Source organism: Staphylococcus sp. HMSC036D05 (assembly GCF_001836225.1).
Classification (GTDB): Bacteria; Bacillota; Bacilli; order Staphylococcales; family Staphylococcaceae; genus Staphylococcus; species Staphylococcus caprae.
The window spans coordinates 1-25,026 of sequence record NZ_KV827781.1 but is presented as its reverse complement, the minus strand read 5'-3'; the positions used below and the strand labels follow the sequence as shown (position 1 = coordinate 25,026).

26 protein-coding genes, 5 tRNA genes and 2 riboswitches are annotated in these 25,026 nt (G+C 33.0%); of the genes, 8 read left to right on the top strand and 23 right to left on the bottom strand.

Going from position 1 to position 25,026, the window contains the following annotated elements; genetic code table 11:
• Window positions 1-19 precede the first annotated feature (19 nt).
• Window positions 20-421 carry a SarA family transcriptional regulator gene (locus HMPREF2580_RS04940; RefSeq protein WP_037541517.1) on the bottom strand — a complete coding sequence of 134 codons (402 nt, stop codon included), beginning with the start codon at window positions 419-421 and terminating at the stop codon, window positions 20-22.
• 621 nt (window positions 422-1,042) lie between these two features.
• On the bottom strand, window positions 1,043-1,870 hold the full coding sequence (locus HMPREF2580_RS04935) for an alpha/beta fold hydrolase (protein WP_070830796.1): 828 nt from the start codon (window positions 1,868-1,870) through the stop codon (window positions 1,043-1,045).
• A 247-nt stretch (window positions 1,871-2,117) separates the two neighbouring features.
• Between HMPREF2580_RS04935 and HMPREF2580_RS04930 the strand changes: the two genes are divergently transcribed.
• Window positions 2,118-3,119 (top strand): proline dehydrogenase family protein, encoded by a 1,002-nt coding sequence (locus tag HMPREF2580_RS04930; RefSeq protein WP_070830794.1) that lies wholly within the window; start codon window positions 2,118-2,120, stop codon window positions 3,117-3,119.
• A 72-nt stretch (window positions 3,120-3,191) separates the two neighbouring features.
• Here HMPREF2580_RS04930 and ribE (HMPREF2580_RS04925) read toward each other — a convergent pair whose 3' ends face one another.
• From ribE (HMPREF2580_RS04925) to HMPREF2580_RS04895, 7 genes are all read right to left on the bottom strand, one after another.
• Window positions 3,192-3,650, bottom strand: a complete 459-nt coding sequence (ribE, locus tag HMPREF2580_RS04925; RefSeq protein WP_070830792.1) for a 6,7-dimethyl-8-ribityllumazine synthase — start codon at window positions 3,648-3,650, stop codon at window positions 3,192-3,194.
• A 43-nt stretch (window positions 3,651-3,693) separates the two neighbouring features.
• A complete protein-coding gene (locus tag HMPREF2580_RS04920; protein WP_070830791.1) occupies window positions 3,694-4,875 on the bottom strand; it encodes a bifunctional 3,4-dihydroxy-2-butanone-4-phosphate synthase/GTP cyclohydrolase II in 1,182 nt (393 codons plus the stop codon).
• Between the two features lie 11 nt (window positions 4,876-4,886).
• Window positions 4,887-5,519, bottom strand: a complete 633-nt coding sequence (ribE, locus tag HMPREF2580_RS04915; RefSeq protein WP_070830789.1) for a riboflavin synthase — start codon at window positions 5,517-5,519, stop codon at window positions 4,887-4,889.
• A gap of 6 nt (window positions 5,520-5,525) precedes the next feature.
• Window positions 5,526-6,569: a bifunctional diaminohydroxyphosphoribosylaminopyrimidine deaminase/5-amino-6-(5-phosphoribosylamino)uracil reductase RibD gene (gene ribD, locus HMPREF2580_RS04910; RefSeq protein ID WP_070830787.1), complete on the bottom strand. Its 1,044-nt coding sequence runs from the start codon at window positions 6,567-6,569 to the stop codon at window positions 5,526-5,528.
• A 151-nt stretch (window positions 6,570-6,720) separates the two neighbouring features.
• A riboswitch (FMN riboswitch) is annotated at window positions 6,721-6,854 on the bottom strand.
• 139 nt (window positions 6,855-6,993) lie between these two features.
• On the bottom strand, window positions 6,994-8,484 hold the full coding sequence (locus tag HMPREF2580_RS04905; protein ID WP_002443485.1) for an FAD/NAD(P)-binding protein: 1,491 nt from the start codon (window positions 8,482-8,484) through the stop codon (window positions 6,994-6,996).
• A 317-nt stretch (window positions 8,485-8,801) separates the two neighbouring features.
• Window positions 8,802-9,653, bottom strand: a complete 852-nt coding sequence (locus HMPREF2580_RS04900; RefSeq protein WP_002443487.1) for a peptidoglycan release complex glucosaminidase SagB — start codon at window positions 9,651-9,653, stop codon at window positions 8,802-8,804.
• A 314-nt stretch (window positions 9,654-9,967) separates the two neighbouring features.
• Entirely contained in the window at window positions 9,968-10,186 is a 219-nt protein-coding gene (locus HMPREF2580_RS04895) for a hypothetical protein (RefSeq protein WP_002443489.1), read from the bottom strand.
• Window positions 10,187-10,394: 208 nt separating this feature from the next.
• Here HMPREF2580_RS04895 and HMPREF2580_RS04890 point away from each other — a divergent pair, with 208 nt between their 5' ends.
• Together HMPREF2580_RS04890 and HMPREF2580_RS04885 are read left to right on the top strand one after the other, a co-directional pair.
• A complete protein-coding gene (locus HMPREF2580_RS04890) occupies window positions 10,395-10,871 on the top strand; it encodes a sigma-70 family RNA polymerase sigma factor (protein ID WP_070830785.1) in 477 nt (158 codons plus the stop codon).
• A 13-nt stretch (window positions 10,872-10,884) separates the two neighbouring features.
• Window positions 10,885-11,328, top strand: a complete 444-nt coding sequence (locus tag HMPREF2580_RS04885; RefSeq protein WP_070830783.1) for a competence protein ComK — start codon at window positions 10,885-10,887, stop codon at window positions 11,326-11,328.
• Here the strand turns inward: HMPREF2580_RS04885 and HMPREF2580_RS04880 are convergent.
• Window positions 11,315-11,758, bottom strand: coding sequence for a hypothetical protein (locus tag HMPREF2580_RS04880; RefSeq protein ID WP_070830782.1), 444 nt, complete (start codon window positions 11,756-11,758; stop codon window positions 11,315-11,317). The genes HMPREF2580_RS04885 and HMPREF2580_RS04880 overlap by 14 nt on opposite strands.
• A 157-nt stretch (window positions 11,759-11,915) precedes the next feature.
• A complete protein-coding gene (locus HMPREF2580_RS04875; RefSeq protein WP_070830780.1) occupies window positions 11,916-12,629 on the bottom strand; it encodes a transaldolase in 714 nt (237 codons plus the stop codon).
• A gap of 292 nt (window positions 12,630-12,921) precedes the next feature.
• Here HMPREF2580_RS04875 and HMPREF2580_RS04870 point away from each other — a divergent pair, with 292 nt between their 5' ends.
• The 3 genes from HMPREF2580_RS04870 (at window position 12,922) to HMPREF2580_RS04860 (ending at window position 14,043) form a co-directional block, all read left to right on the top strand.
• The gene (locus tag HMPREF2580_RS04870; protein WP_044466752.1) at window positions 12,922-13,230 is read left to right on the top strand and encodes a hypothetical protein; all 309 of its coding nucleotides are present in this window, start codon (window positions 12,922-12,924) and stop codon (window positions 13,228-13,230) included.
• Window positions 13,231-13,327: 97 nt separating this feature from the next.
• Window positions 13,328-13,693, top strand: coding sequence for a fluoride efflux transporter CrcB (crcB, locus tag HMPREF2580_RS04865; RefSeq protein WP_070830778.1), 366 nt, complete (start codon window positions 13,328-13,330; stop codon window positions 13,691-13,693).
• Window positions 13,690-14,043, top strand: a complete 354-nt coding sequence (locus HMPREF2580_RS04860; RefSeq protein ID WP_070830775.1) for a fluoride efflux transporter FluC — start codon at window positions 13,690-13,692, stop codon at window positions 14,041-14,043. The genes crcB and HMPREF2580_RS04860 overlap by 4 nt, the downstream gene beginning before the upstream one ends.
• Before the next feature lie 276 nt (window positions 14,044-14,319).
• Here HMPREF2580_RS04860 and HMPREF2580_RS04855 read toward each other — a convergent pair whose 3' ends face one another.
• The 3 genes from HMPREF2580_RS04855 to metK form a co-directional block, all read right to left on the bottom strand.
• Window positions 14,320-15,156 carry an aldo/keto reductase gene (locus tag HMPREF2580_RS04855; RefSeq protein ID WP_070830773.1) on the bottom strand — a complete coding sequence of 279 codons (837 nt, stop codon included), beginning with the start codon at window positions 15,154-15,156 and terminating at the stop codon, window positions 14,320-14,322.
• Between the two features lie 155 nt (window positions 15,157-15,311).
• Window positions 15,312-16,220 (bottom strand): nuclease-related domain-containing protein, encoded by a 909-nt coding sequence (locus tag HMPREF2580_RS04850; RefSeq protein ID WP_070830771.1) that lies wholly within the window; start codon window positions 16,218-16,220, stop codon window positions 15,312-15,314.
• Window positions 16,221-16,326: 106 nt separating this feature from the next.
• The gene (gene metK, locus HMPREF2580_RS04845; RefSeq protein ID WP_070830769.1) at window positions 16,327-17,523 is read right to left on the bottom strand and encodes a methionine adenosyltransferase; all 1,197 of its coding nucleotides are present in this window, start codon (window positions 17,521-17,523) and stop codon (window positions 16,327-16,329) included.
• 109 nt (window positions 17,524-17,632) lie between these two features.
• A riboswitch (SAM riboswitch) is annotated at window positions 17,633-17,743 on the bottom strand.
• A gap of 155 nt (window positions 17,744-17,898) precedes the next feature.
• Here metK and pckA point away from each other — a divergent pair.
• A complete protein-coding gene (pckA, locus tag HMPREF2580_RS04840; RefSeq protein WP_070830767.1) occupies window positions 17,899-19,491 on the top strand; it encodes a phosphoenolpyruvate carboxykinase (ATP) in 1,593 nt (530 codons plus the stop codon).
• 78 nt (window positions 19,492-19,569) lie between these two features.
• On the opposite strand, the gene HMPREF2580_RS04835 is transcribed toward pckA, so the two are convergent.
• The gene (locus tag HMPREF2580_RS04835) at window positions 19,570-20,352 is read right to left on the bottom strand and encodes an alpha/beta hydrolase family protein (RefSeq protein ID WP_070830765.1); all 783 of its coding nucleotides are present in this window, start codon (window positions 20,350-20,352) and stop codon (window positions 19,570-19,572) included.
• Window positions 20,333-20,806 (bottom strand): RNA deprotection pyrophosphohydrolase, encoded by a 474-nt coding sequence (ytkD, locus tag HMPREF2580_RS04830; protein ID WP_070830763.1) that lies wholly within the window; start codon window positions 20,804-20,806, stop codon window positions 20,333-20,335. Before ytkD ends, HMPREF2580_RS04835 begins: the two co-directional genes overlap by 20 nt.
• 71 nt (window positions 20,807-20,877) lie before the next feature.
• Here ytkD and yidD point away from each other — a divergent pair, with 71 nt between their 5' ends.
• The gene (gene yidD / locus HMPREF2580_RS04825) at window positions 20,878-21,126 is read left to right on the top strand and encodes a membrane protein insertion efficiency factor YidD (RefSeq protein ID WP_037541567.1); all 249 of its coding nucleotides are present in this window, start codon (window positions 20,878-20,880) and stop codon (window positions 21,124-21,126) included.
• Here the strand turns inward: yidD and menC are convergent.
• The 7 genes from menC to HMPREF2580_RS04790 all read right to left on the bottom strand — a co-directional run bounded on the left by menC (window position 21,123) and on the right by HMPREF2580_RS04790 (window position 24,985).
• The gene (gene menC, locus HMPREF2580_RS04820) at window positions 21,123-22,124 is read right to left on the bottom strand and encodes an o-succinylbenzoate synthase (RefSeq protein ID WP_070830761.1); all 1,002 of its coding nucleotides are present in this window, start codon (window positions 22,122-22,124) and stop codon (window positions 21,123-21,125) included. The two genes, yidD and menC, sit on opposite strands and share 4 nt — an antisense overlap.
• Window positions 22,114-23,523 (bottom strand): o-succinylbenzoate--CoA ligase, encoded by a 1,410-nt coding sequence (gene menE / locus HMPREF2580_RS04815; RefSeq protein WP_070830759.1) that lies wholly within the window; start codon window positions 23,521-23,523, stop codon window positions 22,114-22,116. The genes menC and menE overlap by 11 nt, the downstream gene beginning before the upstream one ends.
• 988 nt (window positions 23,524-24,511) lie before the next feature.
• Window positions 24,512-24,600, bottom strand: a tRNA-Ser gene (locus tag HMPREF2580_RS04810).
• Between the two features lie 59 nt (window positions 24,601-24,659).
• A tRNA-Glu gene (locus HMPREF2580_RS04805) sits at window positions 24,660-24,731 on the bottom strand.
• A gap of 1 nt (window position 24,732) precedes the next feature.
• Window positions 24,733-24,807: transfer RNA gene (locus tag HMPREF2580_RS04800), tRNA-Asn, on the bottom strand.
• Window positions 24,808-24,818: 11 nt separating this feature from the next.
• Window positions 24,819-24,892 (bottom strand) — tRNA-Gly (locus HMPREF2580_RS04795).
• Window positions 24,893-24,909: 17 nt separating this feature from the next.
• Window positions 24,910-24,985 (bottom strand) — tRNA-His (locus tag HMPREF2580_RS04790).
• Window positions 24,986-25,026: the final 41 nt, after the last annotated feature.

Genomic DNA, 25,026 nt, shown 5'->3' with positions numbered 1-25,026 from the left:
TAAATAATTATAAGACAGGTTAAACAGCTAAAATTGATTTTAAACTCATTTGCATTGGTTCAGATTTACTACCTATGGATTGACCAATAAAGTTAAGTAAGTCTTGCTTTTTCTTACTGAGCTTTTCATTAAAATGAATGATTACTGTACGTTCATCATCTTGAGGTCTTTCTTTATATATCCATTCAAGATTAACCAAATTATTATAAGTACGAGTACGCTTATAAGGTTTGATATGAACAAAATCATCCATTTCTTTAAGTGTCATTGAACCCTCTTCCCAAAGAGTGAGCAAAATTAAAATTTCTTCCTTAGACATATTATACTCTTTTTTGATTGCATCAAAAATGGAGTTAATGTCTTTAAGTAACGCTTCTAATTGCAAAATTCCATGAACTCTATCTTTTTCACTTTTAGCCAAAATTAACATCTCCCAAATAAAATAACTGTTAAATATTTTTCTAAATTAACCGGCTCCCCAAATTTACACTTACCACCGGCTAATTTAAAAACGATTAAATCATTCCCAATTATTAAATTGAACGAGTTAATTTAAAATCAATTTAGACTATTTAAAGCAATGCAGACTAGGAAAATTAGATATAAAAAGCATGAAAATTTTTAACATTAATAATATAATTTTACGTCATCCCCTAGTCCAAATACATATTAAAATTATATTATTTATATAAACAAAATATATCAAGTTCACAATTAAAATGCAACGTTTTTGTGATATATTTCTATAAAAGTTTTAAATGTAATATTGTTTTATAACAATCATTTCTATTTATGAAGTGGTTATGAATAAAAAAGAGGTTGGGACATAATCAATTGTCTCAACCTTCTTTAACATATTGGCAGTAGATGTCTGAATTAAAAGTGCGCTTATATCAAGCTTCTTTCAATCCTAGCCATCCTTGCCGGCGGGGCCCCAACATAGAGAATTTCTTTTTAAGAGATTCTACAAACAATGCAAGTTGGGAGAGAGACAACGAAAATAATTTTGATAAATTATATTTCTGTCTCACTCCCTCAAAATTTAAATATCTTCAATTTCTTTCTCTTCGACAACAAATCCCATTGTATTTACACTATTGTTTAAGAAAGTTAATACATATCTCATCACTTGGTCTCTTTCGGGTTCATTTTGAATTTCATGATATAATCCTTCCCAAGATTTAAAGTATAATTCATTTGTAGCTAATTTATCTTTTAATTCAATAATGACATCGGTATCTACAATTTTATCTTCTGTACCGTACATGATTAATGAAGGTAATGGTTTAATATCTTTAATATGATCCATTGTTTCTTTCATCTTCTCAACGATTAAATTATACCAACGATAAGTCACTTTCTTTAGCATTAATCCATCATTGTCAGTTTCTTCAATAATTTCCTCATTACGTGTTAAATCTTGCGTCGTAATTCCAACTTTAAAACGTGTATCTTTAGACATTTTACCTAGATTAGATATAATCTTATTTTTACGATCCTTACCAGATTTGCGAAGTTCTAACATTGGGGACATTAACATCATCCCCTCAATTGGTAGGTCTACTTTTTCTAAAAGATTTAATATGATTAATCCACCTAAACCAACACCTAATACAAAAGTAGGAAGTTTATATTCATTGGCAATTTTTATCCATTCTACAAAATGCTCATGATATGTATTAAAATCCTCAATTTGTCCTTTATTTGCGCGAGATGTTTGTCCTTGTCCAGGCAAGTCTCCCATGATAACGTGATAACCATTTCTTCTAAGCATGGTAATAACGTACGCATATCGTCCGGTATGTTCTAATATATTATGAGCAATGACCACAATGCCTTTAGCATCATTTTCTGTTTCCCATTTCCACATTCTAAGACTGCCCCTTTTTATTTATTCTTTAATAGTACAATTATAGCAAAACGAGCATATTGATTACCATTTATAGCCTTATTTTCAATTAAAAATCAATTAAACGATACAAATCTCACATAAAAATAAAAGTATAATTATACCCGAATATTGTTTTATCGCATTATGTAAACGCTTTCTCATATATAAGTTTCGTGATACACTATTTTTAAACATAAATGTTTCATCGCAAAGGGAGGTATTACATATGTCACTTTTTAGAGATTTCTTTATCGCATTATCTAACAGTACTTATTTAAACGAAACCGCTAAAAAAGTAGGACCAAGAATGGGCGCAAATAAAGTTGTAGCAGGAAATACAATTCCTGAATTAATAGAAACTATTCAATATTTAAATGAATATAAAATCGCTGTGACAGTAGATTGTTTAGGTGAATTTGTTGGTACTAGAGAAGAAAGTTTACATGCCAAACAACAAATTTTAGAAATTATCGAAGCAATTCAATTTTATGATGTTGAGGCGCATATGTCTGTTAAGATAAGTCAATTAGGTAGTGAATTTGATTTAGATCTTGCCTATGAAAATATGCGAGAAATACTTCTCAAAGCAGACGAATGTGGCAAAATGCATATTAATATAGATACTGAAAAATACGACAGTTTGCAACAAATTCAACATGTTTTAGATAGACTTAAAGGTGAATTTAGAAATGTTGGAACTGTAGTACAAGCATATCTTTATGAAGCTGAAGATTTAATAGAGAAGTATCCCGATCTTCGCTTGCGTTTAGTTAAAGGTGCGTATAAAGAAAATGAAACTATCGCATACCAAACTAAAGAAGAGATTGATGCAAATTACATTCGTATAATCGAGAAACGTTTATTAAATGCACGTAATTATACATCTATTGCTACACATGATGATCAAATTATTAATCATGTTAAACAATTTATGAAGAAAAATCATATCGAAAAAGACCAAATGGAATTCCAAATGTTATATGGTTTCCGTTCTGAATTAGCACAATCTATCGCTAACGAGGGTTACCATTTTACAGTTTATGTACCGTACGGTGATGATTGGTTTGCATACTTTATGAGAAGATTAGCTGAAAGGCCTCAAAATTTATCACTTGCTTTTAAAGAATTTACTAATCCTAAAGTCTTAAAAAAGGTAGGCCTTTACGGAGGCATCGCTGCAGGCGTCGCCAGCACCCTCGCCATAGCAACACAACTACTCAAGCGTTAAGGTAACAAACCAAACGGCACGAAGAAGTCGACACACCCGCCATGATAACTTCTTCGTGCCGTATTGCTTTGTCTATATTTGTTTAATTAAGTTAGCCATTTCAATTGCACTTACAGCAGCTTCTGAACCTTTGTTCCCTGCTTTAGTACCTGCTCGCTCAACAGCTTGTTCAATACTTTCAGTTGTTAATATACCAAAGATGACTGGTACATCAGAAACATCATTCGCCTTAGATACACCTTTAGCGACTTCATTACATACATAATCATAGTGAGACGTAGCACCTCTAATTACACAACCAAGTGTAATGACCGCATCATATTCCCCTTTTTGAGCTAATTTCTTAGCAACTAATGGTATTTCAAATGCACCAGGTACATACGCTACATCAATTTCATCCGCTTCAACTTCATGACGAATTAACGTGTCTTTCGCGCCTTCTAATAGACGTCCAGTAATAAAATCATTAAATCTGCTTACCACAATAGCAATTTTTAAATTTTTACCAACTAATTTACCTTCAAAATTCATGATTAAATTTCCTCCTCGTTTGTTCGGTTTGTTATATAGTAACTTAAATCAAGTGTCCCATTTTTGTCTTCTTCGTTTCCATGTAGCTATGATTATGTTCAGTTTCAGGAACAATTAATTCAATTCTATCTTCAATGTTAATACCATACTCTTTTAATCCTTCAAATTTCTTAGGATTATTACTGAGTAATTTAATCTTTTCAATATTAAAGTATTTCAATATTTGAGCCGCTATATTATAATCTCTTAAATCTTCATCAAAACCTAAAGCAAGATTCGCAGTAACTGTATCGTATCCTTTTTCAATGAGTTCATAAGCACGCAATTTATTCATCAACCCAATACCACGACCTTCTTGTGGAAGATAAATAATCATACCGCCGTTCTCATCAATATATCTCATTGATGCTTCAAGTTGAGCGCCACAATCACATCTTTGACTATGGAAAATATCGCCCGTTAAACATGCAGAGTGAATACGAACATTTTCATTTCTGCGGATATCTCCTTTAGCAATGACTACGATTTCTTCATCACTCAAATCAGTAGTGAAGCCATACATATCAAATGTACCTAAATCCGTAGGCATGTTAACTTTAGCATTCAATTCAACATGAGACTCCGTTTGTTTACGATACGCAATCAAACTTTCAATCGTAATCATTTTCAAATTATGGCGTTCCTTAAACGTTTGTAAATCATTGCCTTTAGCCATTGTGCCATCATCATTCATTATTTCACAAATGACGCCAGCAGGTCGTGCCCCTGATAATTTGGCTAAATCGACAGCCGCTTCAGTATGACCATTACGTTCTAATACACCATTGTCTTTAGCAATCAATGGAAATAAATGTCCAGGACGATTGAAATCTGTCGCACTTGCATTGTCATCTATCAATGCTCTTGCAGTTAACATGCGCTCATTCGCGCTAATGCCAGTAGTCGTTGTTTTATGATCTACACTTACAGTAAAATGAGTGCCATATACGTCAGTATTATTGCTTTCCATCGCATTTAATTCTAGACGACGCGCAATTGAACGATCAATTGGTGCACATATAAGACCTCGTCCTTCTTTTGCCATAAAGTTAATCGTATCATCAGCCATCCATTCAGTAATAGCGACTAAATCTCCTTCATTTTCTCTATCCTCATCGTCAACTACAATAATGCTTTCACCATTTTTTAAAGCTTCTATAGCCAACTCAATATTGTCAAATTGCATGTGAATTCCTCCTAAAAACCAAATGCACGTAATTTATCTTCAGTAAGTTCGCTCTTCTTATTATTCATGATATTCTCTACATATTTGAAAAGGACGTCTGTTTCTAAATGAACAGCATCGCCTACTTTCTTTCCTGATAATATCGTTGACTTTCGTGTCTCAGGAATAAGATGAATATCAAAGGTCGTTTCATGAAGATCAAATACTGTTAAACTGACTCCATCGACAGTGATAGAACCTTGTTTTACCATTTGATTCAATATATTTTTCGAAGTTTTAATTGAAATGATTTTTGAGTTAGCTGTTTCATTAATTTTAGAAATTGTTCCAAGTTCATCCACATGACCTAAGACAAAATGTCCTCCGAATCTACCCTTACCACTCATGGCTCTTTCAAGGTTGACTTCAGAATGTCGTTGTACGTCAGCTAAGTAGGTTTTATTTTCCGTACCTTTAATCACCTGTACAGAAAAAGTTGAATCATTGAAATCAATGACAGTTAAACATGCACCGTTGACGCTAATAGAATCACCAATATGCATATCTTCTAAAATTTGTTTAGCATAGATTTCTAATGTTCTTACTGACTGTTGGGTGTGAACTTGTTTAACGGTACCAATTTCTTCAACGATACCTGTAAACATGCCTATTCACTTCTTTCGTAGTTTCAATTTAATATTTTGATTAATTAACTTGGAATAAACAATTTCAAATTGCGTAGCTTCTGGTAAATCAATGACTTCATCTGTTTTGAAAAATTGATGTTTACCTGAACCACCTATTAATTTCGGGGCTAAATAGAGAATAAGTTCATTTAAATGATCAGATTGGAGAAATTGTGAAGTAATATTTGGTCCTGCCTCGACTAGCAGTTTGCCAATACCTCTGCGATATAAATCTTTTAATATTTCTGTCGTTTCGCATTCTTGCATATATATGATTTCTATATGTTTATCGTTATTTTTTAATTTTTCATTTTCAGTATAAATCCAAATTTGTGAAGTTGTATCTTTAAATAACTGATGTTCAAAATTGATATCTCCCGTTTTCGATAGAATCACCCTTATCGGATTTTTACCATCTGGCACCCTAGTCGTATATAAGGGGTCGTCTGCTTCGATTGTTTTTCGCCCAGTTACTACCGCATCATGTTCATGACGCAGTCGATACACATCTTCTTTAACTTCTTTATTTGTAATCCATTTACTTTCATCTAAATCAGTGGCTTGTTTGCCATCGAGACTTGATGAAACTTTAACAGTTAATTCTGGTATGCCCTTCCTTTTAGCTTGAAAGAAATCTTTATAAAGTTCAGCAGCATCTTCATTGAATTGAAATTCAACTTCAATACCTGCTTCTTTAAGAATTTCATCGCCTTTAGAAACTAACGTCGTGTCTTTTACTGCGTATATGACTTTTTTAATACCAAATTCGATAATTTTATCAACACATGGTGGTGTTGAACCATGATGCGTACACGGTTCTAAAGAAACGTAAATCGTAGCGTCTTTTGCAGCTTGTCCAGCCATATCCAACGCTTGAACTTCCGCATGCTTGTCACCCTTTTTCAGATGAGCTCCTAAACCAACGATTCTACCATCCTTAACTACAACAGATCCTACTGGTGGATTTATACCTGTTTGGCCATCAACCATTTGTGCAAGTTGAATGGCATAATTCATAAATCGACTCAATTTATCACCTCAATAAAATAAAAAAACCTTATACCAATGTAAAAGGCATAAGGAGACTTGTATATCTTTAAATAAGCCGATTTGCATGTCAGAAGACATACTGATACAAATTGGCTTATCGTTACACTTTTTTAGTGTTTGTCGATAGTTGTTATTCTTTCTCCCATCCAGACTTTAACTGTCGGCTCTAGATTCTCACTAGATCAGCCACTAACATTATGTGTTAGCAGGTCGCAGGCTTAATTTACTGCCGGTTGGGAATTACACCCTGCCCCGAAAGAATGCTATGAAATTGTTATTGGTTAATTGAGTGATTGTAGTTTATTACTACAAGTTAAATGGTACTATAATTATTTTGAAAACTCAATTTAGTCGCTTTAATCAAGCTCAATTAATTGTGAAATTTTATACTTTGGAAATGGTTCTACTCTTTTTTATCCATTTCTTTTTGAGTTAAATATAATTGAGATACTGTATTGACCACTTGATCAACAATCATTTTAACCCCATTTCGAAGTTTATTGACACCATTCGTCATTTGTCCAATTGCAATCACATTTGTCAAAGTACCATATCGTGGACTAATCACTTGATTGGTTTCAGGAATAATTTGAATTCCACCCATCGGATGACGTTGTACGATTTGTCGATTTTCAAGATTTAACACTAATTGATCATCTTCATCTAACTGTTCTAAGTGTGTCTTAGAACCTGTTGCGTTGATGACAATATCAAAGGCTTCAGTGCGCTGTGAATCATCATTAAACGTCAAGTAGAATTGATTATTTTTGTGTTGCACATCATGTAAATTCTTTTTAATTTCAAGCTCACCTTTTTGAATTAATTGAATTAATAACTTCGCTGTTCGAGGTGGCATTGGATTTGAGTTCAATTGTATCATCTTAGTATATTTACGATTAAATTCCTCTTGATCTTTAACACTTAAACTATTCCAAATCCAATTTAAATTTTCTTTCAAATATTCGATAATACTTTGGAATATCCCCATTTCAGTTTCATGCTCTAAATCATACTTCAAATCTTGAATGTGATTTCCAGTACGACGATGGATTAATTTTTGAAAATCAATGCCATAATCCTCACACTCTTTCAAGAACAATGCTACTGCTTGATCCAATGGAACATTCCCGTAATGATTTTCCTTAATACCATTAAAATGGTCTTTCGTTAAATGCGTGAATTGAATGTCTATCATCTTCCCTCTTACACTAGGCAAAGACGCTGAGCGACTTGTCATCGTTATAGGTAAATTAGGGTGATGCGCTGTAACATATCTCACAACATCTAAACTTGCCAATCCAGTTCCTACAATAGCGATTCTATCTGAATCTTCCACATCGTCTAATGTATTATATGTAGGATATGGTGTTTTAATAAATCCTTTTTTACCTTTTAGATGATAAGGATCATGATAGCTAAAGGTTCCGAATGTTAAAAATAAATAGTCATACTCTCTCCATTCCTTATCATCTTCACATGTACAGACATAATACTTCAATTTTGTATCATCAACATCGGAATTAGTAAATATTTCCTGTACTTTATCATTAATAATTGTTAAATTCTCATATTGCTCGTCATATTGTGATAAATATGATTTCATATAATGACCAAAAACAAATCTTGGTAGATATTGTGGGTTTTGAAATTCAAAATCATTTTGGTTTTGATACCATTTCCAGAATTCTTCATCATCATCTAAATTTAAACTCATCTTTTTGGATGGCATATTAATTAATAATTCACTACTATCATTTTGAAACGGAACTCCTTGTCCCATATTTTTTTCATCATCATAAACATCTACTTTTAATTTTGAGAATTCTTCATGTTTAACGAGTTGTCGCAAGACACTCACGCCAGCTGTTCCCATCCCAATAATTGCTACACGCATTTTATCAACCTTCTATCTATGTATTCGCTTCTTTTATGAATGTGTTTAAACGATCTAAACATTGACTCCCTATTAACATATCCTTATCTAACTACTTTTAATCTTTAAAAGATATGCTAAAATCATTTTACTGAGGTGAAAATATGAAATTAATTACGAAAATCATTATCGTATTTATTGTTTTATTCGCATGGTTCACTAACAAAAATAAAGCTAAATAATTTTCTCATTTATAATGCATATTCGACATGAATTAGAAAAAGCATCACTATCAAGGTTAACTTATCTTAATAGTGATGCTTTATTCATTTCATCGTTTACTTTTGATGTTCTTTGTCATCTTTATAAACATATAACTTGAAGTATTTACCTTCAGTTTTCATGTTTTTATAGAAATCAGCAATGATACTGGCATTACTTTCTGCCCATTTAATATCAGTTGCGTACTGGTGTTCACCAGGATTTTTAGGGTTCCATCTCATACTATATAACGTATCTTGGTCTTCATGTGACAAGAAATGTTTATGAATGAAATCCGCTCCGCCGTAAATGGCTTTTTGAGGTGTATCCCAACCATGTTTTTTAGCGTATTGAGCTCCCGTTTTGATAGGATCACTATCTAACGCGCCTACACCGTAGAAGTTATAGTATTTCTTACCGTCTATTTCTACACCTTTTGCAAGTTCACTTTTCGCTGCCCCAGTCTCTAAAAGCGCGTGAGAAATAAGGTAAACTTCATTCACATGTTTGGCTTTCGCTGCATTAATAAAGTCATCAGTATGTTCTAATAAAACTGGTCTATCAAACAACATACGTTTAATTCTATTTTTATCGATACCTTGGTATTTAGATAAATCTAAAAATTGATATTTTTGTTTGTCATTATCAATGAATTTACTACTATCCATTGCTGTTTTGATTTCAGTATCAGATGCATCTCGCCAAGCATTGTTATTCTTATTAGATACTTGTTGGCTCGTATAATTATGTATTTGTTTCTTTGCTGCTTTATCTAAAGTTTTATCCAACTTAACTACTTTCTCTTGTGATTTCACATGTTTAAAGAAAATTTGATCAGAAATCATTGAAAAGAAAATAAAAGCAGCAACAACGAATACTATAAGTAGTCCTATTATAGAAATAATAGAGCCCTTTTTGTGCTTAATCATATTCACACCTCTTAGGTCATTGTTGTTAAACTATTCAATTTCATTACGATAATAAAGTTTAACATTATTGATTCGGATTCACAATTTTATATTAGTATTGTTACAAATTCATAAATAAAAAGTAATAAAATTGAAACTTTATATAAAAATAGAGGTCTTACTTGATCATCATTAATAATAGTCCTTTAAACATGCATTTCTATCAACATATATAATGTGGAAATCAGTCTATCAATTATTTCAATAAACAGTGAAACTAAAGTTCAGAATATCATTTAATGACGATAAGTTACCTCGATTTTATTACAATTTAATTATGATTTTTTATATTCCATCATGATGAAGCTTGCTGCTTGAGAACGATTTTTATAATAATATTGATTTAAATCGATTGTTCCCTCGATCTCCCCATCACGATATTTCATTTCATTCGTAAAGTTATTAATCATTACGAAATCAGAACGATCTCTAATCACATCTAAGTCATCATTACGTGCGAAAAAGTGTTCTAAGTTTAAGTGTGCGTAGTCCATGTTTACCTCCCTTAATATTTATCAGAATTTATTTATGTCGAATTGTTATTTTACAGTCTTTTTCATGTTAAATATTTTAGTTTTATTAAGTCTATGGTTACTATTTAACACCTTATTTGAAAATTACGCAAATGATAATTTTTATAATTTAAGTTAACTTCTATTTATCCGGAAATAATATTTATGTACATAAATAGGAGTACACAACATGGAATTTGACCTAGCTTACGAAAAATATAACAAAATCATTCATCATTTGTTAAAAAGCTATCAAATCACTTATAATTATGATGAATTTTATCAACTCTTACTTATTAAAATGTGGGAACTCATTTTAGACTATGACAATCAAAAGGCTTCAGTGCTACACACATATCTTTTCGTTCGATTAAAGTATTATTTAATCGACATTTTTAGAAAAGAAAGTTATAGAATGGAAATGATGGGTACCACCTATACAGCAGAATCTTTTCAAGAACCCTCAACTGTCCTCAACGATTTCAATTTACATTTAGAAGATATTACACTTCATCTTAATCCCCAAGAAAAACGCTGGCTCTTACTACACCTTCAAGGCTACAAACAATATGAAATTGCACAAATCATGCATTTATCAAAAACAACAATTAAAAAAATAAAAGCCCATACTCGACATAAATGTTTAAGCAAATTTAATTATTTATAAAGGAATGAACATCATGAAATCACTATCTACGTATAATCTCCTCTATTTAAAAACTGCTATCTCGACGAATATAGCTACAGATATTCAATACGCAAATTTTGAAATGACATTACCTTTTCCACCTCATAAATTGATAAATTATATTCTCGAACTCAATCACACCTCTTTACAAGTACAAAATGCACGAGCTAAAAGAGTTCTAAACATTAATAAGCTTATCCCTATCTTTATAGATAACGACACGATTTTATTTCCAATTACGCAAAAACGCGCGTCAATAAAGTATTTTATTAACGCACGTAAAATCATAGGTATTCATTCTTCTGTTAATGTTACAATCATTATTTTTGAAAACTCAACAACACTTAGTATTGATATACCTTATACCCTAGTCACTAAAAAATGGCAAGAAAGCCTCGCCCTCGGACAAATCATAGAAAAAACTAGCTTCTATTAAACTTCAATTCGAGTAATTTCTTCGTAAACAATGCGGTAGCTATTTTAATCAAATACAGACTTAGAATCATTATTATAATCGCCACCACAATAATGAGCACTACAACAATACTAGATAATGCTACTTTAGGATTTATAAAATAATGCACCGCAGCTAAACTTGTAATTAAACCTAATAAAAATAATCCTAATAAGACTGCATAAGCCAATACAATCCCAATAAGCAACATGAATATCTTTCCAGAAGACGTTGTTTTCTCCTTGAATACAAAGTCCTTTAAATATTGATTAGAGAAATTAATCGGTTTATTAAAATCAACATTTTGATTTTCATCTAAAGCATTTAATTTTTGCTTCAATTGGTCCTTTTCTTTTCTATTTAAGAACCATAATTGTTTCTGAACTTTTTCTGTGAATTTATTTTTGTTCATTTTTTGGAGTTCGCTCCTCAATATTTCTCATTTTCTATAAATCATATATTAATTATAAAAAGGTTTCAATTATCACTTTATTGACTCTACAAATTAAAAAAGCAATCGAGACAGTTAAATACATACTCGATTGCTTTTCCGTATTTTTATCAAATATTTAAAGAATAGAAAGTCCTGAACTTTGAATATCTTTCGCAAACCCTTTAACAGTATCCACTGAAAGTTCTTCGATGTCACGTCCTAAGTTAGTGTTAACTTTCTTAACGACGTCAGCTGGACATGTGATGATATCTGCACCGATTTCGTCAGCTTGTATCACGTTAAACACTTCACGACAGCTAGCCCAAAGCAATTTCACGCCTTTTTTACTATGTGTCACTTCAACTGATTCTTTCATTAAAGGAAGTGGATCTACCCCTGTATCTGCAATTCTACCTGCAAATACAGACACATAAGTTGGGACGCCCTCAGTGACAGCATCTGTAATAGCTTTAACTTGTTCAATTGTATAAACAGCAGTAACGTTTAATCTCACATTGTCCGCAGATAATTTCTTAATTAGTGGAAGAGTGGACTCCCCTTTTGTCGTAACAATTGGTATTTTAACGAATACATTATCACCATATTGTTTTAAGATTTCTGCTTCTTTTTCCATTGTTTCTAAATCATCTGCAAAGACTTCAAATGAAATGGATGCATCTGGAATTACTTTAACCGCTTCTTCAGCAAATGTTTTATAATCTGTAACACCTGCTTTAGCCATTAAACTAGGATTCGTAGTAAATCCATCAACTTGTTTATTAGCGTATGCTGCCTTCATTTCTTCTATGTCTGCGCCATCCGCAAAAACTTCTACATTTAATTTCGCCATTTCGCTATTCCTCCTAAACATTACGCTCAAAACGATAATCTATATGTAAATGAAACTCATATCTATATGTATACTTACAAAGTAAATAGAATTCTTATTATCACGTTGAGTCATAGAACTTTATAACATATTTATAACATGCGTAAATGATGTAAGCGAATAATTTGCCTAGAAATCGCAGTTTATAAAAAAGTGCATCAAATAAGTTTATTGTTATAAAATGAGTTTTACTATTCTCATCTTCTTAAAATGTGATAGTATATTGTAATGATGTTAATCAAGGAGGCAACTTATGGCACGTTCAAAAAAATACTTTTACTTGAGTTTGCTAATGATTATTATTAGTTTCTTTTTTAACACTAATAATACTTTATTAAGTCATATTTTCAATTCATTTATGAAAATAATGGTTGCTACAACACTAGTAAATATTATTATTTTAATTTTATCTATCATTTTTGCAGATAAATCAATTAAACATTCTAGAGAAAGCACAGATTGGATTAAAGTAGCGAGTAGACTCTTACCGTTAATCATTTTTATTGTTATTATTTTTCATATCCTATCTTCGTTACATACTTTTGGTTTTATTTTTAAATAGTAACGACTTTATAGCTAAATCTAATAGTTATTGTGAAGATAATGACTTTTATGAAAATGGTTAAAAAGATATCAAATTTATATTAAGGTGATTTGCGTTGCAATATTTATATGTATTTATTGGTGGTGCGTTTGGCGCACTTTTGCGTTATGGCCTCTCAATATTTAATGAAGGATCATCATTACCGATTGGCACATTGATAGCCAACCTTACAGGCGCATTTTTAATGGGATTGATTGGTACCTTAGCAATTTCTCTATTTCAGAGATATCCACTCGTTAAAAAGGCAATTACCACTGGTTTCCTAGGCGCATTAACTACTTTTTCTACTTTTCAATTTGAACTTGTACATCTATTTGATCAGCAGCATTTTATCATGCTCTTCACTTATGGATTAACAAGTTACATTTTAGGAATTGTACTTTGTTATCTAGGCGTTAAAGTTGGAGGTCGTCTATCATGATTGCTATACTTCTTGTTATGCTTGGCGGAGGTATTGGAGCAGTGTTACGTGCACTTGTTACAGATATTTGTAATCGTAAATTTAATTCAACAATCCCAATCGCAACACCTATCGTCAATATCATTGGTAGCTTTTTAATAGGAATTACAATGGGGATTTCAATTTCTCATCATTGGATTTCACCTTTCTTTATTACAGGTGTACTTGGTGGTCTAACTACTTTTTCCACACTTTCAAACGAGCTAGTTCATTTTCTTACACCTAAATTTAAATTAGGTCATTTTATTGGTTATTCATTACTACAATTTTTAATTGGCTTTATCGCTTGTTATCTCGGCTTTCACATTTAATATTAAAGGTAATGCATCGCCCAATTTCCAATCAATGATATGTATTCATTTCGTATGAAACCAATCATATCCATGAAAATTAAGATTAAATACTAAAATAATAGCTCTAAGACAAATTCTGAAATGTTCTATATCTCTTCAAAGTTGGAATGTGACTCAACTTTAAGGAAACAATACATTAACGAAAATGTCTTAGAGCTTATTTTATACTATCGCGTTTTATCGATTTGCACCTATAACGAGCAAATCTCATCAGATGTTGGAATCGTTTATAAATTAATGTCCGTTATAATCAGCTGGATGAGGTCCCATTCTTTCATCTTTATTCAATTGATCAATTCTTTCCATTTGAGCATCAGATAATTCAAAGTCAAAGACGTTTAAATTTTCTTCTATACGACTAGGCGTTACAGATTTTGGTATCACCACAACGCCATGTTGTACATTCCATCTTATGATGACCTGTGCAGGTGATTTCCCTATCTCATTAGCAATATCATTAATTGTTTCATCTTCTAAAATTTGTGCATTCATTAATGGTGACCAAGATTCCATTACAATGCTTTGCGCTTCTAAATATTGACGTAACTCTTTTTGAATTAAATAAGGATGAAATTCAACTTGATTAATGACAGGTTTAATAGAAACTTGCGCAAGTAAAGCTTCAAAATTTTCTGGTGTAAAGTTACTTACTCCAATATTTTTAACCTTACTTTCCTTATACAAGTCTTCCATACCTTGCCAAGTATCAATCATGACAGCTTCATTTGTCCCTGGCCAATGCATTAAGTATAAATCTAAATAATCTAAGCCTAGGCGCTGGATTGAATGATTATAAGCTTGGTCTACATTCGCACGACCATAATCTTCAAGCCACAATTTAGACGTAATAAATAAATCCTCACGATTTAGACCTGTCGATTCAAGCCCCTCTTTAATTCCTTGTCCGACCATTTCTTCATTCCCATATATTCTGGCAGTATCTATACTTCTATATCCACTTTCAATCGCATGCTTAACTGCATCCTTACATTCATCACTGTTCTCAACTCTATAAGTACCTAATCCTACCTTAGGCATTTCCCTTCCGTTATAAAATTGAATTGTTTCCATTACGCTCACTCCTTATTAAGCTATGATGTACATGTTACTATCTCCATTTTTTGATGTAAAAAATGTTAACTCATCATGGTTTCTCAATGTCTTTATACCCTTTTCAAACAAAAAAATACAAACGTAAGAAAATCTATTCCTTACGTTTGTATGCTTTAATTAAATGATTCGATTTTATCCATGATTGTTTGTAAATCATCAACATTGTACTGAATACGTCCATGGAAGACAAACTTATTAAAGAATTCATCTAGTTGTTCAGGACCTACAAGCACTTTGACATTCGATGATTGTGCGTAATTAGAAATTGTCACATCGCCTTCATCTTTAGGATTGAAGTATAAAATTGATGTTGGCGTATATTTCGTATTTAACTCACTTTGTAAATCACCCGCAAGAGTTTGAATTTGTTGAATCTTTTCAGAGTAATTCACAAATGACAATGATTTTTGATCCTCATTTTGATCTAAAACTAATGTTTGTGGACTTGATTGATCTAAATCAAGTGTTTGGAACACTTGTGACATGGTTGGCAACTCTTTGAATTGAGCGCCACTAATACCATTATATACATGCCCTTTCAATAGTTGAGAATCAATGATATATAATCCTGTTCTAGTTAATACTAAATGACTGATACGCTCTATATTGTTAAATTCATTACTTGGTAAAAAGATATTCGCCATGATGTGCATATCTTCGGGACGAATTCTTTTCTCATTGACAAGTCGTTCACGAATGCCAATTAATCTCATATCTGTAACGTATTCACTATGATTCTTAGAAAATAGCTTTAATGCATCAATTTCTCTATCTTTACTATTTACTGTCGCATCAAAATCTTCTTTTTGTTTAGTGACAGCCTTTTTATTTTCTACTCTTTCTTTTTCTAAGGCTTCTTCATGAGATTCTTTCAAATGTTGCTCTTTTTCTTTATATTGGGCTTCTGTTTGATTTTTAATTTTCTTTTTACTGCTAATTGCAACTAAAAAGAGAATAAAGAAAAGAATTGCCACAACAATTGCAACGATTAAGCCTATAACTATCGGTGAAGATAAACTCATCACAACAACGCTCCTTTAACCATTTCAATAACTTTCATTATAATAGAAAACACTCAATTTATCGACATTTAATTGATATTTCCTTTCACTCAATTGAAAGCAATGGTTATGCTTCAACCGCATCTTTAAGTAAATTCACTTTGTCTAACTTTTCCCATGGTAGTAAAACATCTGTACGACCAAAATGACCATAAGCAGCAGTTTGTTTATAAATAGGTTGTTTTAAATCTAACATTTTAATAATTCCTGCTGGTCTTAAATCGAAGTGATTTCTAACTGCCTCTACTAATTCAGCTTCTGAAACTTTACCTGTACCAAACGTATCAATAGAAATTGACACAGGTTCTGCAACACCTATGGCATACGCTAATTGTACTTCACATTGATCAGCTAATTCTGCAGCTACAATGTTCTTAGCTACGTATCTAGCAGCATATGCAGCAGAACGGTCCACTTTAGTAGGATCTTTACCACTGAAGCAACCACCGCCGTGGCGAGCATATCCACCATACGTATCAACAATGATTTTACGACCTGTTAAACCGGCATCACCTTGTGGTCCACCAATCACAAATCGTCCAGTAGGATTAATAAAGAATTTCGTTTCTTCATCTAATAGATCTTCAGATACTGTTGGATAAATGACGTGTTTTTTAATATCCGCTTCAATTTGTTCAAGTTCTGTATCTTCTGCATGTTGAGTAGATACAACGATGGTATCAATACGTTTAGGTTGATCATTCTCATCATATTCTACAGTTACTTGAACTTTACCGTCAGGACGTAAGTAATTTAAAATTTCATCTTTACGTACATCGGATAAGCGTTTAGCAAGTTGATGTGATAAGAAGATTGGAAGTGGCATGTAAGTATCCGTCTCATTTGTAGCGTAACCGAACATCAAACCTTGATCTCCTGCACCAGTAGCTTCTATTTCTTCTTCAGAAATTTCATTACGATATTCTAGCGCTTTATCTACACCTTGTGCGATATCTGGAGATTGTTCATCAATTGCTGTTAATACAGCCATTGTTTGGTAATCGTATCCATATTTAGCTCTTGTGTAGCCAATATTTTTAATTGTTTCGCGAACTACTTTTGGAATATCTACGTATGTAGAAGTTGAAATTTCACCAGAAATAAGCGCCATACCTGTAGTTACTGTTGTCTCACATGCAACACGTGCATTAGGATCATCTTTAAGAATTTCATCAAGAATGGCATCAGATACTTGGTCTGCAATCTTATCGGGATGACCTTCAGTGACTGATTCTGAAGTAAATAATCGTTTATTATAAGTCATGTTTTGCTCCTTTATATATTGATTACGAAAATTCTCTTTTATGTGTGAGCTAAATAAAAGAGCCTTCTACACTATCAAGATAGAGAGAAGGCTCTTAAACGTCCATTCGCTCTTATCGTTCAGACGATATATGTCTGCAAACGGTTTGGCACCTTTCTTTACTAAAAAGAGGTTGCTGGGTTTCGTTGGGTCCATGTCCCTCCACCACTCAGGATAAGAGAATCCGTTAAAATTAATACTACCGAATTCATAGTTTAATGTCAATTTATGATTTCGCTCTATAGCTTATATTTACTGTGGATTAATCATTGTGTTGTGTTATACTATTTAAATGTAAAGGCTTACATAACTACTATTGCTTTGGAGGGATTGAGTATGTCAGTAGACACATACACAGAAACAATTAAAATTAAAAATTTACTAGAAAAACCATCAACTCAGTTTCAACTCTCAACAACTCAACTTTACAACAAGATTTTAAACAACAATGAAGGACAATTAACTGAATTAGGTGCAGTTAACGCAAGTACGGGGAAATATACTGGCCGTTCACCTAAAGATAAATTCATCGTAACTGAACCTTCATATAGAGATAATGTCAATTGGGGAGACATCAACCAACCGATTGATGAAGAAACATTTTTAAAACTTTACAATAAAGTTTTAGATTATTTGGGTAAGAAAGATGAACTCTATGTATTTAACGGTTATGCGGGAAGTGATAAAGATTCACGTTTAAAGCTAACAGTCATCAACGAATTAGCGTGGCATAACTTATTTGCACATAATATGTTTATTCGTCCAGATTCAAAAGAGGAAGCTAAGAATATCAAACCTAACTTCACAATTGTTTCTGCCCCACACTTTAAAGCAGACCCAGAAGTAGATGGGACTAAATCAGAGACATTTGTCATCATTTCATTCAAACATAAAGTGATTTTAATCGGCGGTACTGAATACGCTGGTGAAATGAAAAAAGGTATCTTCTCAGTAATGAACTACCTATTACCAATGCAAGATATTATGAGTATGCATTGCTCAGCAAATGTTGGAGAAAAAGGTGATGTTGCTTTATTCTTCGGTCTTTCAGGTACAGGTAAAACAACGCTCTCTGCTGATGCAGAACGTAAATTAATTGGGGATGATGAACACGGTTGGAATAAAAATGGCGTGTTCAATATTGAAGGCGGATGTTATGCCAAAGCCATTAACCTCTCTAAAGAAAAAGAACCACAAATTTATAATGCAATTGAATACGGTACTATTTTAGAAAATACAGTCGTTAAAGAAGATGGTACAGTAGATTTTGATGATAATAAATTTACTGAAAATACGCGTGCCGCTTACCCTATTGAACATATTGATAATATCGTTCTACCTTCTAAAGCAGCACATCCAAATACAATTATTTTCTTAACTGCTGATGCTTTTGGTGTCATTCCTCCAATTTCTAAATTGACCAAAGATCAAGCAATGTACCATTTCTTAAGTGGTTTCACATCTAAATTAGCTGGTACTGAACGCGGTGTCACTGAACCGGAACCTTCATTCTCAACTTGTTTCGGCGCACCTTTCTTACCATTAAATCCAACAGTTTACGCTGATTTACTCGGTGAACTTATCGACAAACATAATGTGGATGTTTACTTAGTTAACACTGGTTGGACTGGTGGAAAATACGGTGTAGGCCGTCGTATTAGCTTGCATTATACTCGTCAAATGGTGAACCAAGCAATTTCAGGACAATTAAAAGACGTCGAATACAAAAAAGATGATACATTCGGTTTAAATATTCCCGTTGAAATTAAAGATGTTCCTAAAACAATCTTAGATCCAGTTAATGCTTGGAGCGATGCGAATAAATATCACGAACAAGCTCAAGACTTAATCAACCGTTTTGAAGAAAACTTCAAAAAATTCGGTTCTGAAGTTGAACATATTGCAGAAAAAGGCGCTTTTAATAAATAAAATTGACAGAATTGAAAAAGGTAGAAAGCACGTAATTTGGGATTTCTACCTTTTTTCTATTTATTTACCTAGCGTTTGCTAGCAGTTTTTACGTTTATGATTTTCAATATTTTCCATCCATTGACGCACTTTTGACAGTGTCTCTTTCATAGCTGGTGGTCTTGGCACATGACCTTCGTTAAGTTGATAGAACGTCTCATAATATGTTCCTTTGGCTTGTAGTTTTTCCTCTAAATCATATGCTTGGTGAATACCTACTTGCCAGTCCTTTCCACCATGAATAATGAGTATAGGAGGACTTTGAGCATCAATATTTTTTAATGCATCTCTCTTATTATAAGCGTCTATATCTTTCTTAGGATGCCCCACCATTCGACGTAGCATTCCTCTTAAATCCACACGTTCTTCATACATTAAGTGAATATCAGATACGCCACCCCAAATAATATAGCTATCTACAGGTAAATCTTGAAACGTTAATAATCCTTGAAGCCCACCACGAGAAAATCCAATCATATGAACATGCGCCTTAGGATATTGATGATGTAATAGTCGTATCAATTGTGTTACATCATTTAAATCTCCACGATAGAATTCATCCTTGCCTTCACTGCCGTTGTTACCTCGATAATAAGGGCCAACAACCAATGTATGCGCATCTGCAAACTGCATTAATCTTGCTGCTCTGACACGCCCTACTTGTCCTTTTCCGCCTCTAAGATAAACGACAATTCGATCTACAGATTGATATGGTGTCATCATCAATGCTTTAACATTTAAATGATCTACTTGATAAGTAACTTCCTCAAATCGATGTGTATGAGCGTCTATAGGCATTTTCTTAATTTTTGTAAAATCCAAGCGCTCTCACCCTTTCAAGACATTTTAAAATTGTCGCATCTTGCACTAGAAAACTTTGTTTCACACGAGGTATATCAGTTACATTTTCAAAAAGAGAAGGACCGTTCGTTTCATAATAAGTATGATGTGCTTCAAAATGACTCACTTCTATGAAAAAGACATCCTTTAAAAATAATTCATTATCATTTGTTGTCACTTCGTATTGTGCAAAGTAGTAACAACTTCGAGCAATTGCTCCTGTTTCTTCATACAATTCTCTTAAAACTGCTTCTGAAGGCGTTTCACCTTTCTCTACTTTACCTCCCGGAAATTCAATGCCTCGAATTTTATGTTGAGTAAATAATAACTGATCGTTATACACTGGAATGCTAAGCACGTGATTTCCATTTGGTACATTTGTATGATTCTTATAAGTAAGCGTTACTTCTCTATTATCTTTATCACGAAACTTCACATTCCACACATCCCCTCATACTATGTTAAACTAAATTTATTAAATTAATTGTTGGAGGCGTAATTTCGATGATGAAAAAATTATTTCTAGCGATGGTAGTGTTTTATCAGCGCTTTATATCGCCATTGACACCACCGACCTGTCGATTTTATCCAACATGTTCAGAATATACTAGAGAAGCAATTCAATATCATGGTGCATTTAAAGGCCTTTATCTAGGCATCAGACGTATACTTAAATGTCATCCATTTCATAAAGGTGGCTTTGATCCCGTACCTTTAAAGAAAGAGAAACATTCATCTACCGAACATAAACATTAAAGTGGCTTTAATTTCGATAGCTCTACTTTAGGGGGAGTGAATTCAATCATTCCCTCTTTTAATATGCCTGAATCTTTAACTAAATCTTCTTTAAAGTAATACCCTGAAGGCGTTATATCTCCAGGATAATCCCCCTCTTTAGATAACATCGCTGTAAAATACCGACTTAAGCCAAACTCATACATGCCTCCCACGACGAATTGAATTCCTTTCGCCTTTAATATCTTCATTGCTTCGATGACTTTATCGATACCACCCAATCTAAATGGCTTCAGTACGACCACTTTAACTGGGTATTGATTGACGATGGATACAATGTGCTTGATAGATGTTGCTTTTTCATCAATTGCAATAGAAGGATAATGACTAGCATTCAATTCATTTAATGTATCCAACGACTTAAACGGTTCTTCAATATACAGAATATCTTCCGATTCTAGCTCTGTTATTTCTGAAAATGAATCAACCGTCAGCGATTCATTGGCATCAATCGCAATATCACACTCGAAATCAAGTTGACGTATACGTTTTAAATCTTCAGCTAATTGCGAAGACCATTTAAGTTTAATTCGCTTCGGCTTAGTTCGAGATAATGTTAACAATTGCGAGTTGGTTAAACCGCTTACTGTTGCACCATATTCAACTGAAAAAGAAGGTAATGTGTGATACATCTGATACACTGCCATAACAACAGTTGCACGTGTCGCTGGCATAGAATCCAATTCGCTTAAATAAGGTAACCATGCGTCGAAAGATGTAAACACCTTTCCAATAATTTGCGATTTCCAAGTATTGATTGTTTCGATTACTCTCTCGATGGTTTCATTATCATACCAATTCGTGGCAAATGCATTACACTCTCCATAATAAGATTGATTATCATGCGTTAGTATTTCGATAATTAAACTTTTACGTTCGTTTAGCTTAATTTTCGGCGTAATCATTGGAGATTGAAAGGGTTCTTCATATTCAAAGAGATTGATAGCTTTAATTTTCATATTTTATACCTTCATTTGTAACTTTATTTCGCTGTAATTTCCCCGTTGATGTATAAGGTAACGCCTCTACTTGATAAAACGCTTTAGGTACTTTATATTTGGCTAAATTTTGTTGAAAATAAGCAACTAATTCGCTCTTGTTAATTTCATTTTCAGCAATAAAATAAAGCACTGGAACTTGACCCCATGTCTCATCAGAAACACCAATACAAACTGCATCAGAAATATCGTTAAATTGCTTAGCGACTGTTTCAATTTGATAAGGGTAAATATTCTCTCCACCACTGATAATTAAATCTTTGCGACGGTCATATACCATGACAAAGCCTTCATTATCTATTTCTGCAATATCACCAGTTTTAAAGAAACCATCTTCAAACGTATCAGTCAAATGCTCAGGATACAAATAACCATTCATTACATTCTCTCCTTTTATAAGGAGTTCTCCATGACCTAAATGATTCGGATTTTTAATTTTAACTTTTACATTATCACTAGGTTTACCTACAGTATCATATCTTTGAGATAACATCTCAGGCGATGCCGTAAGAAACTGGGAACATGTTTCCGTCATTCCAAATGAATTATAAATAGGTAATTGGTATTCCAGAGCTTGATCGATAAGATGAGATGAAAGCTTCGCACCACCAAGCAAAATTTTTTCAATTGAATAAGGTTGAGTTAATCCAGCATCCATTAACCACTTTAATGTTTGTGGTACTAAAGAGACGTGCGTGATGTCTTCATTAATAATGATATTAAGCATTTTTTCGGTTTTAAATTTTTCAACTATTCGTACTGTGAAACCTTCAATAACTGATCTTAATATGACACTAAGTCCGGAGATATGATAAATAGGTAGCACTGATAACCATTTTGTATTTTGGTTATAACCTAAACTTTGTTTGCATCCTGTCGCACTTGCGAAGTGATTATGAAAGGTTTGAGGTACAGCTTTCTGAGGACCAGTTGTACCGGAAGTAAACATAATAGATGCAATATCATTCATATTAAATTGACTGGACTCAATGTTTTGAGTTTTTAATTTATTAATTGCATCGATATCATAAAGGTTAAAATTGTCTAATTCGAGAGGAATCGTATGTAAGATCGTATCGACATTAACAGAATGCATTTGATTGATGATTTCCTGTTCTGTTAATCGTGTGTTAATCATCGCAATTTCAACACGCGCAAGCCAGCATGCGTGAATCAGTATGATAGAATCTAAATCATTCTTAATATATAGCCCTACTCTGTTTTGGCGAAGTGATGTCATACATTGCGCTAATTGATAAGCTTGCGTATACAATTCTTCAAATGTAAGCGATTGGTCATCTGTCATTATCGCTATTTTATCTTTATTTATATGAGATTGTTCTTTTAACCAAAAATCCACACGACATTCCTCCAAAAATAAATACAATGTATATTATAACGATTCAGAACATATTTATCAGTACTTTAGCTTGAAATTGTGATTGAAGAAATGAAGATGATGAGGATTTATATGTAGTCAAATATGTATTTTGAAAAGTGTGATTCACGTTTATCTAGTTATTATGGGTGCTGAAAAGTAAATAGTTTAAATTTAGTGAACACCTCTCACTAAAACTTTATAAATGTTATATTATGAAGTAAAGTTAACTATGTTAAATTAATATATATAAATAAGAATAACTAAAAATGGTTAATTAAATTCATTTCATTAAAAAATCAAAATAAGTTTAGACAGATAATAGGAGGAACTTAATATGGCAACGGCGATAATGATTTTTCTTTTTGTTTACTCAATTGTCATCACACTTTTGTACTTTAAAAAAGATAAGAAATTAAAGCAAAATAAAAAGAAGTCAGAGTCTTAACTCTAACTTCTAATCCAGATGATTCATTTAATCAATAGCTATCTGGAACTATTTTATCATGTTAAGCTACACATTATTGTTTTACATCCGCGCGTAGTCGCCGATTAATTATATTATAATATATTTATATTATAATGCAATACTCACTTTATCATTTGTATACACTTTTAACCTTTTTTAATCTTTAATTCAATCCCGGTAGCCTCACTTTTCTTAGAAACGATTGCGTTAAATAAATCTTTAAGTGATAAGTTTCATTATATTTAGAATGAGGTTTTACTAGTACACCACCCGCTCATTACTTACAATTTCAGTTAGTATGTGCTAAATTATCTATGTCAGATGACATTAAATAGCATCTCCTCAACTTGATTAATTTTGGTTGGCTGACCACAATTAATTTTAGCTTGAGGAGATGCTTTTTTATAAACCTAGAATCATTCTGAACCGTACACGTAACGTATAACATAGTTCACATAAAAATAACGCTTATAATGAAATCAATCACTATAAGCGTCCTTACGGAGAGTGAGGGATTCGAACCCTCGAGACGCTTGTGGCGCCTACACACTTTCCAGGCGTGCTCCTTCGGCCAGCTCGGACAACTCTCCACTATTAGATTTTAATCAAGATATAAAAAAACAGAAGCGATATTTCACTTCTGTTTGTATGACTCCTACGGGACTCGAACCCGTGTTACCGCCGTGAAAGGGCGGTGTCTTAACCGCTTGACCAAGGAGCCATGGCTCCGCAGGTAGGATTCGAACCTACGACCGATCGGTTAACAGCCGATAGCTCTACCACTGAGCTACTGTGGATTAATAAAAAATGGAGCGGGTGATGGGAATCGAACCCACAACATCAGCTTGGAAGGCTGAGGTTTTGCCATTAAACTACACCCGCACTGTGTAATACGATTATGGGGCGGTTGAAGGGAATCGAACCCTCGAATGTCGGAACCACAATCCGATGCGTTAACCACTTCGCCACAACCGCCAAAAATAGCGAATGGTTCAGGACAGAGTCGAACTGCCGAC

Coding starts and splice junctions, on each gene's coding strand:
- metK (WP_070830769.1), bottom strand. CDS start 17,523: ATGACTTATAATAAACGATTATTTACTTCAGAATCAGTCACTGAAGGT.
- HMPREF2580_RS04885 (WP_070830783.1), top strand. CDS start 10,885: ATGAAATCACTATCTACGTATAATCTCCTCTATTTAAAAACTGCTATC.
- HMPREF2580_RS04935 (WP_070830796.1), bottom strand. CDS start 1,870: ATGTGGAAATGGGAAACAGAAAATGATGCTAAAGGCATTGTGGTCATT.
- ribE (WP_070830789.1), bottom strand. CDS start 5,519: ATGTTTACAGGTATCGTTGAAGAAATTGGTACCGTTAAACAAGTTCAC.
- HMPREF2580_RS04855 (WP_070830773.1), bottom strand. CDS start 15,156: ATGGAAACAATTCAATTTTATAACGGAAGGGAAATGCCTAAGGTAGGA.
- HMPREF2580_RS04890 (WP_070830785.1), top strand. CDS start 10,395: ATGGAATTTGACCTAGCTTACGAAAAATATAACAAAATCATTCATCAT.
- HMPREF2580_RS04930 (WP_070830794.1), top strand. CDS start 2,118: ATGTCACTTTTTAGAGATTTCTTTATCGCATTATCTAACAGTACTTAT.
- HMPREF2580_RS04880 (WP_070830782.1), bottom strand. CDS start 11,758: ATGAACAAAAATAAATTCACAGAAAAAGTTCAGAAACAATTATGGTTC.
- HMPREF2580_RS04900 (WP_002443487.1), bottom strand. CDS start 9,653: ATGATTAAGCACAAAAAGGGCTCTATTATTTCTATAATAGGACTACTT.
- HMPREF2580_RS04860 (WP_070830775.1), top strand. CDS start 13,690: ATGATTGCTATACTTCTTGTTATGCTTGGCGGAGGTATTGGAGCAGTG.
- HMPREF2580_RS04905 (WP_002443485.1), bottom strand. CDS start 8,484: ATGCGTGTAGCAATTATTGGGATGGGAACAGCTGGCGTGAGTGTCTTG.
- menC (WP_070830761.1), bottom strand. CDS start 22,124: ATGAAAATTAAAGCTATCAATCTCTTTGAATATGAAGAACCCTTTCAA.
- pckA (WP_070830767.1), top strand. CDS start 17,899: ATGTCAGTAGACACATACACAGAAACAATTAAAATTAAAAATTTACTA.
- yidD (WP_037541567.1), top strand. CDS start 20,878: ATGAAAAAATTATTTCTAGCGATGGTAGTGTTTTATCAGCGCTTTATA.
- ribE (WP_070830792.1), bottom strand. CDS start 3,650: ATGAATTTTGAAGGTAAATTAGTTGGTAAAAATTTAAAAATTGCTATT.
- HMPREF2580_RS04850 (WP_070830771.1), bottom strand. CDS start 16,220: ATGAGTTTATCTTCACCGATAGTTATAGGCTTAATCGTTGCAATTGTT.
- HMPREF2580_RS04920 (WP_070830791.1), bottom strand. CDS start 4,875: ATGCAATTTGACAATATTGAGTTGGCTATAGAAGCTTTAAAAAATGGT.
- HMPREF2580_RS04875 (WP_070830780.1), bottom strand. CDS start 12,629: ATGGCGAAATTAAATGTAGAAGTTTTTGCGGATGGCGCAGACATAGAA.
- HMPREF2580_RS04870 (WP_044466752.1), top strand. CDS start 12,922: ATGGCACGTTCAAAAAAATACTTTTACTTGAGTTTGCTAATGATTATT.
- HMPREF2580_RS04895 (WP_002443489.1), bottom strand. CDS start 10,186: ATGGACTACGCACACTTAAACTTAGAACACTTTTTCGCACGTAATGAT.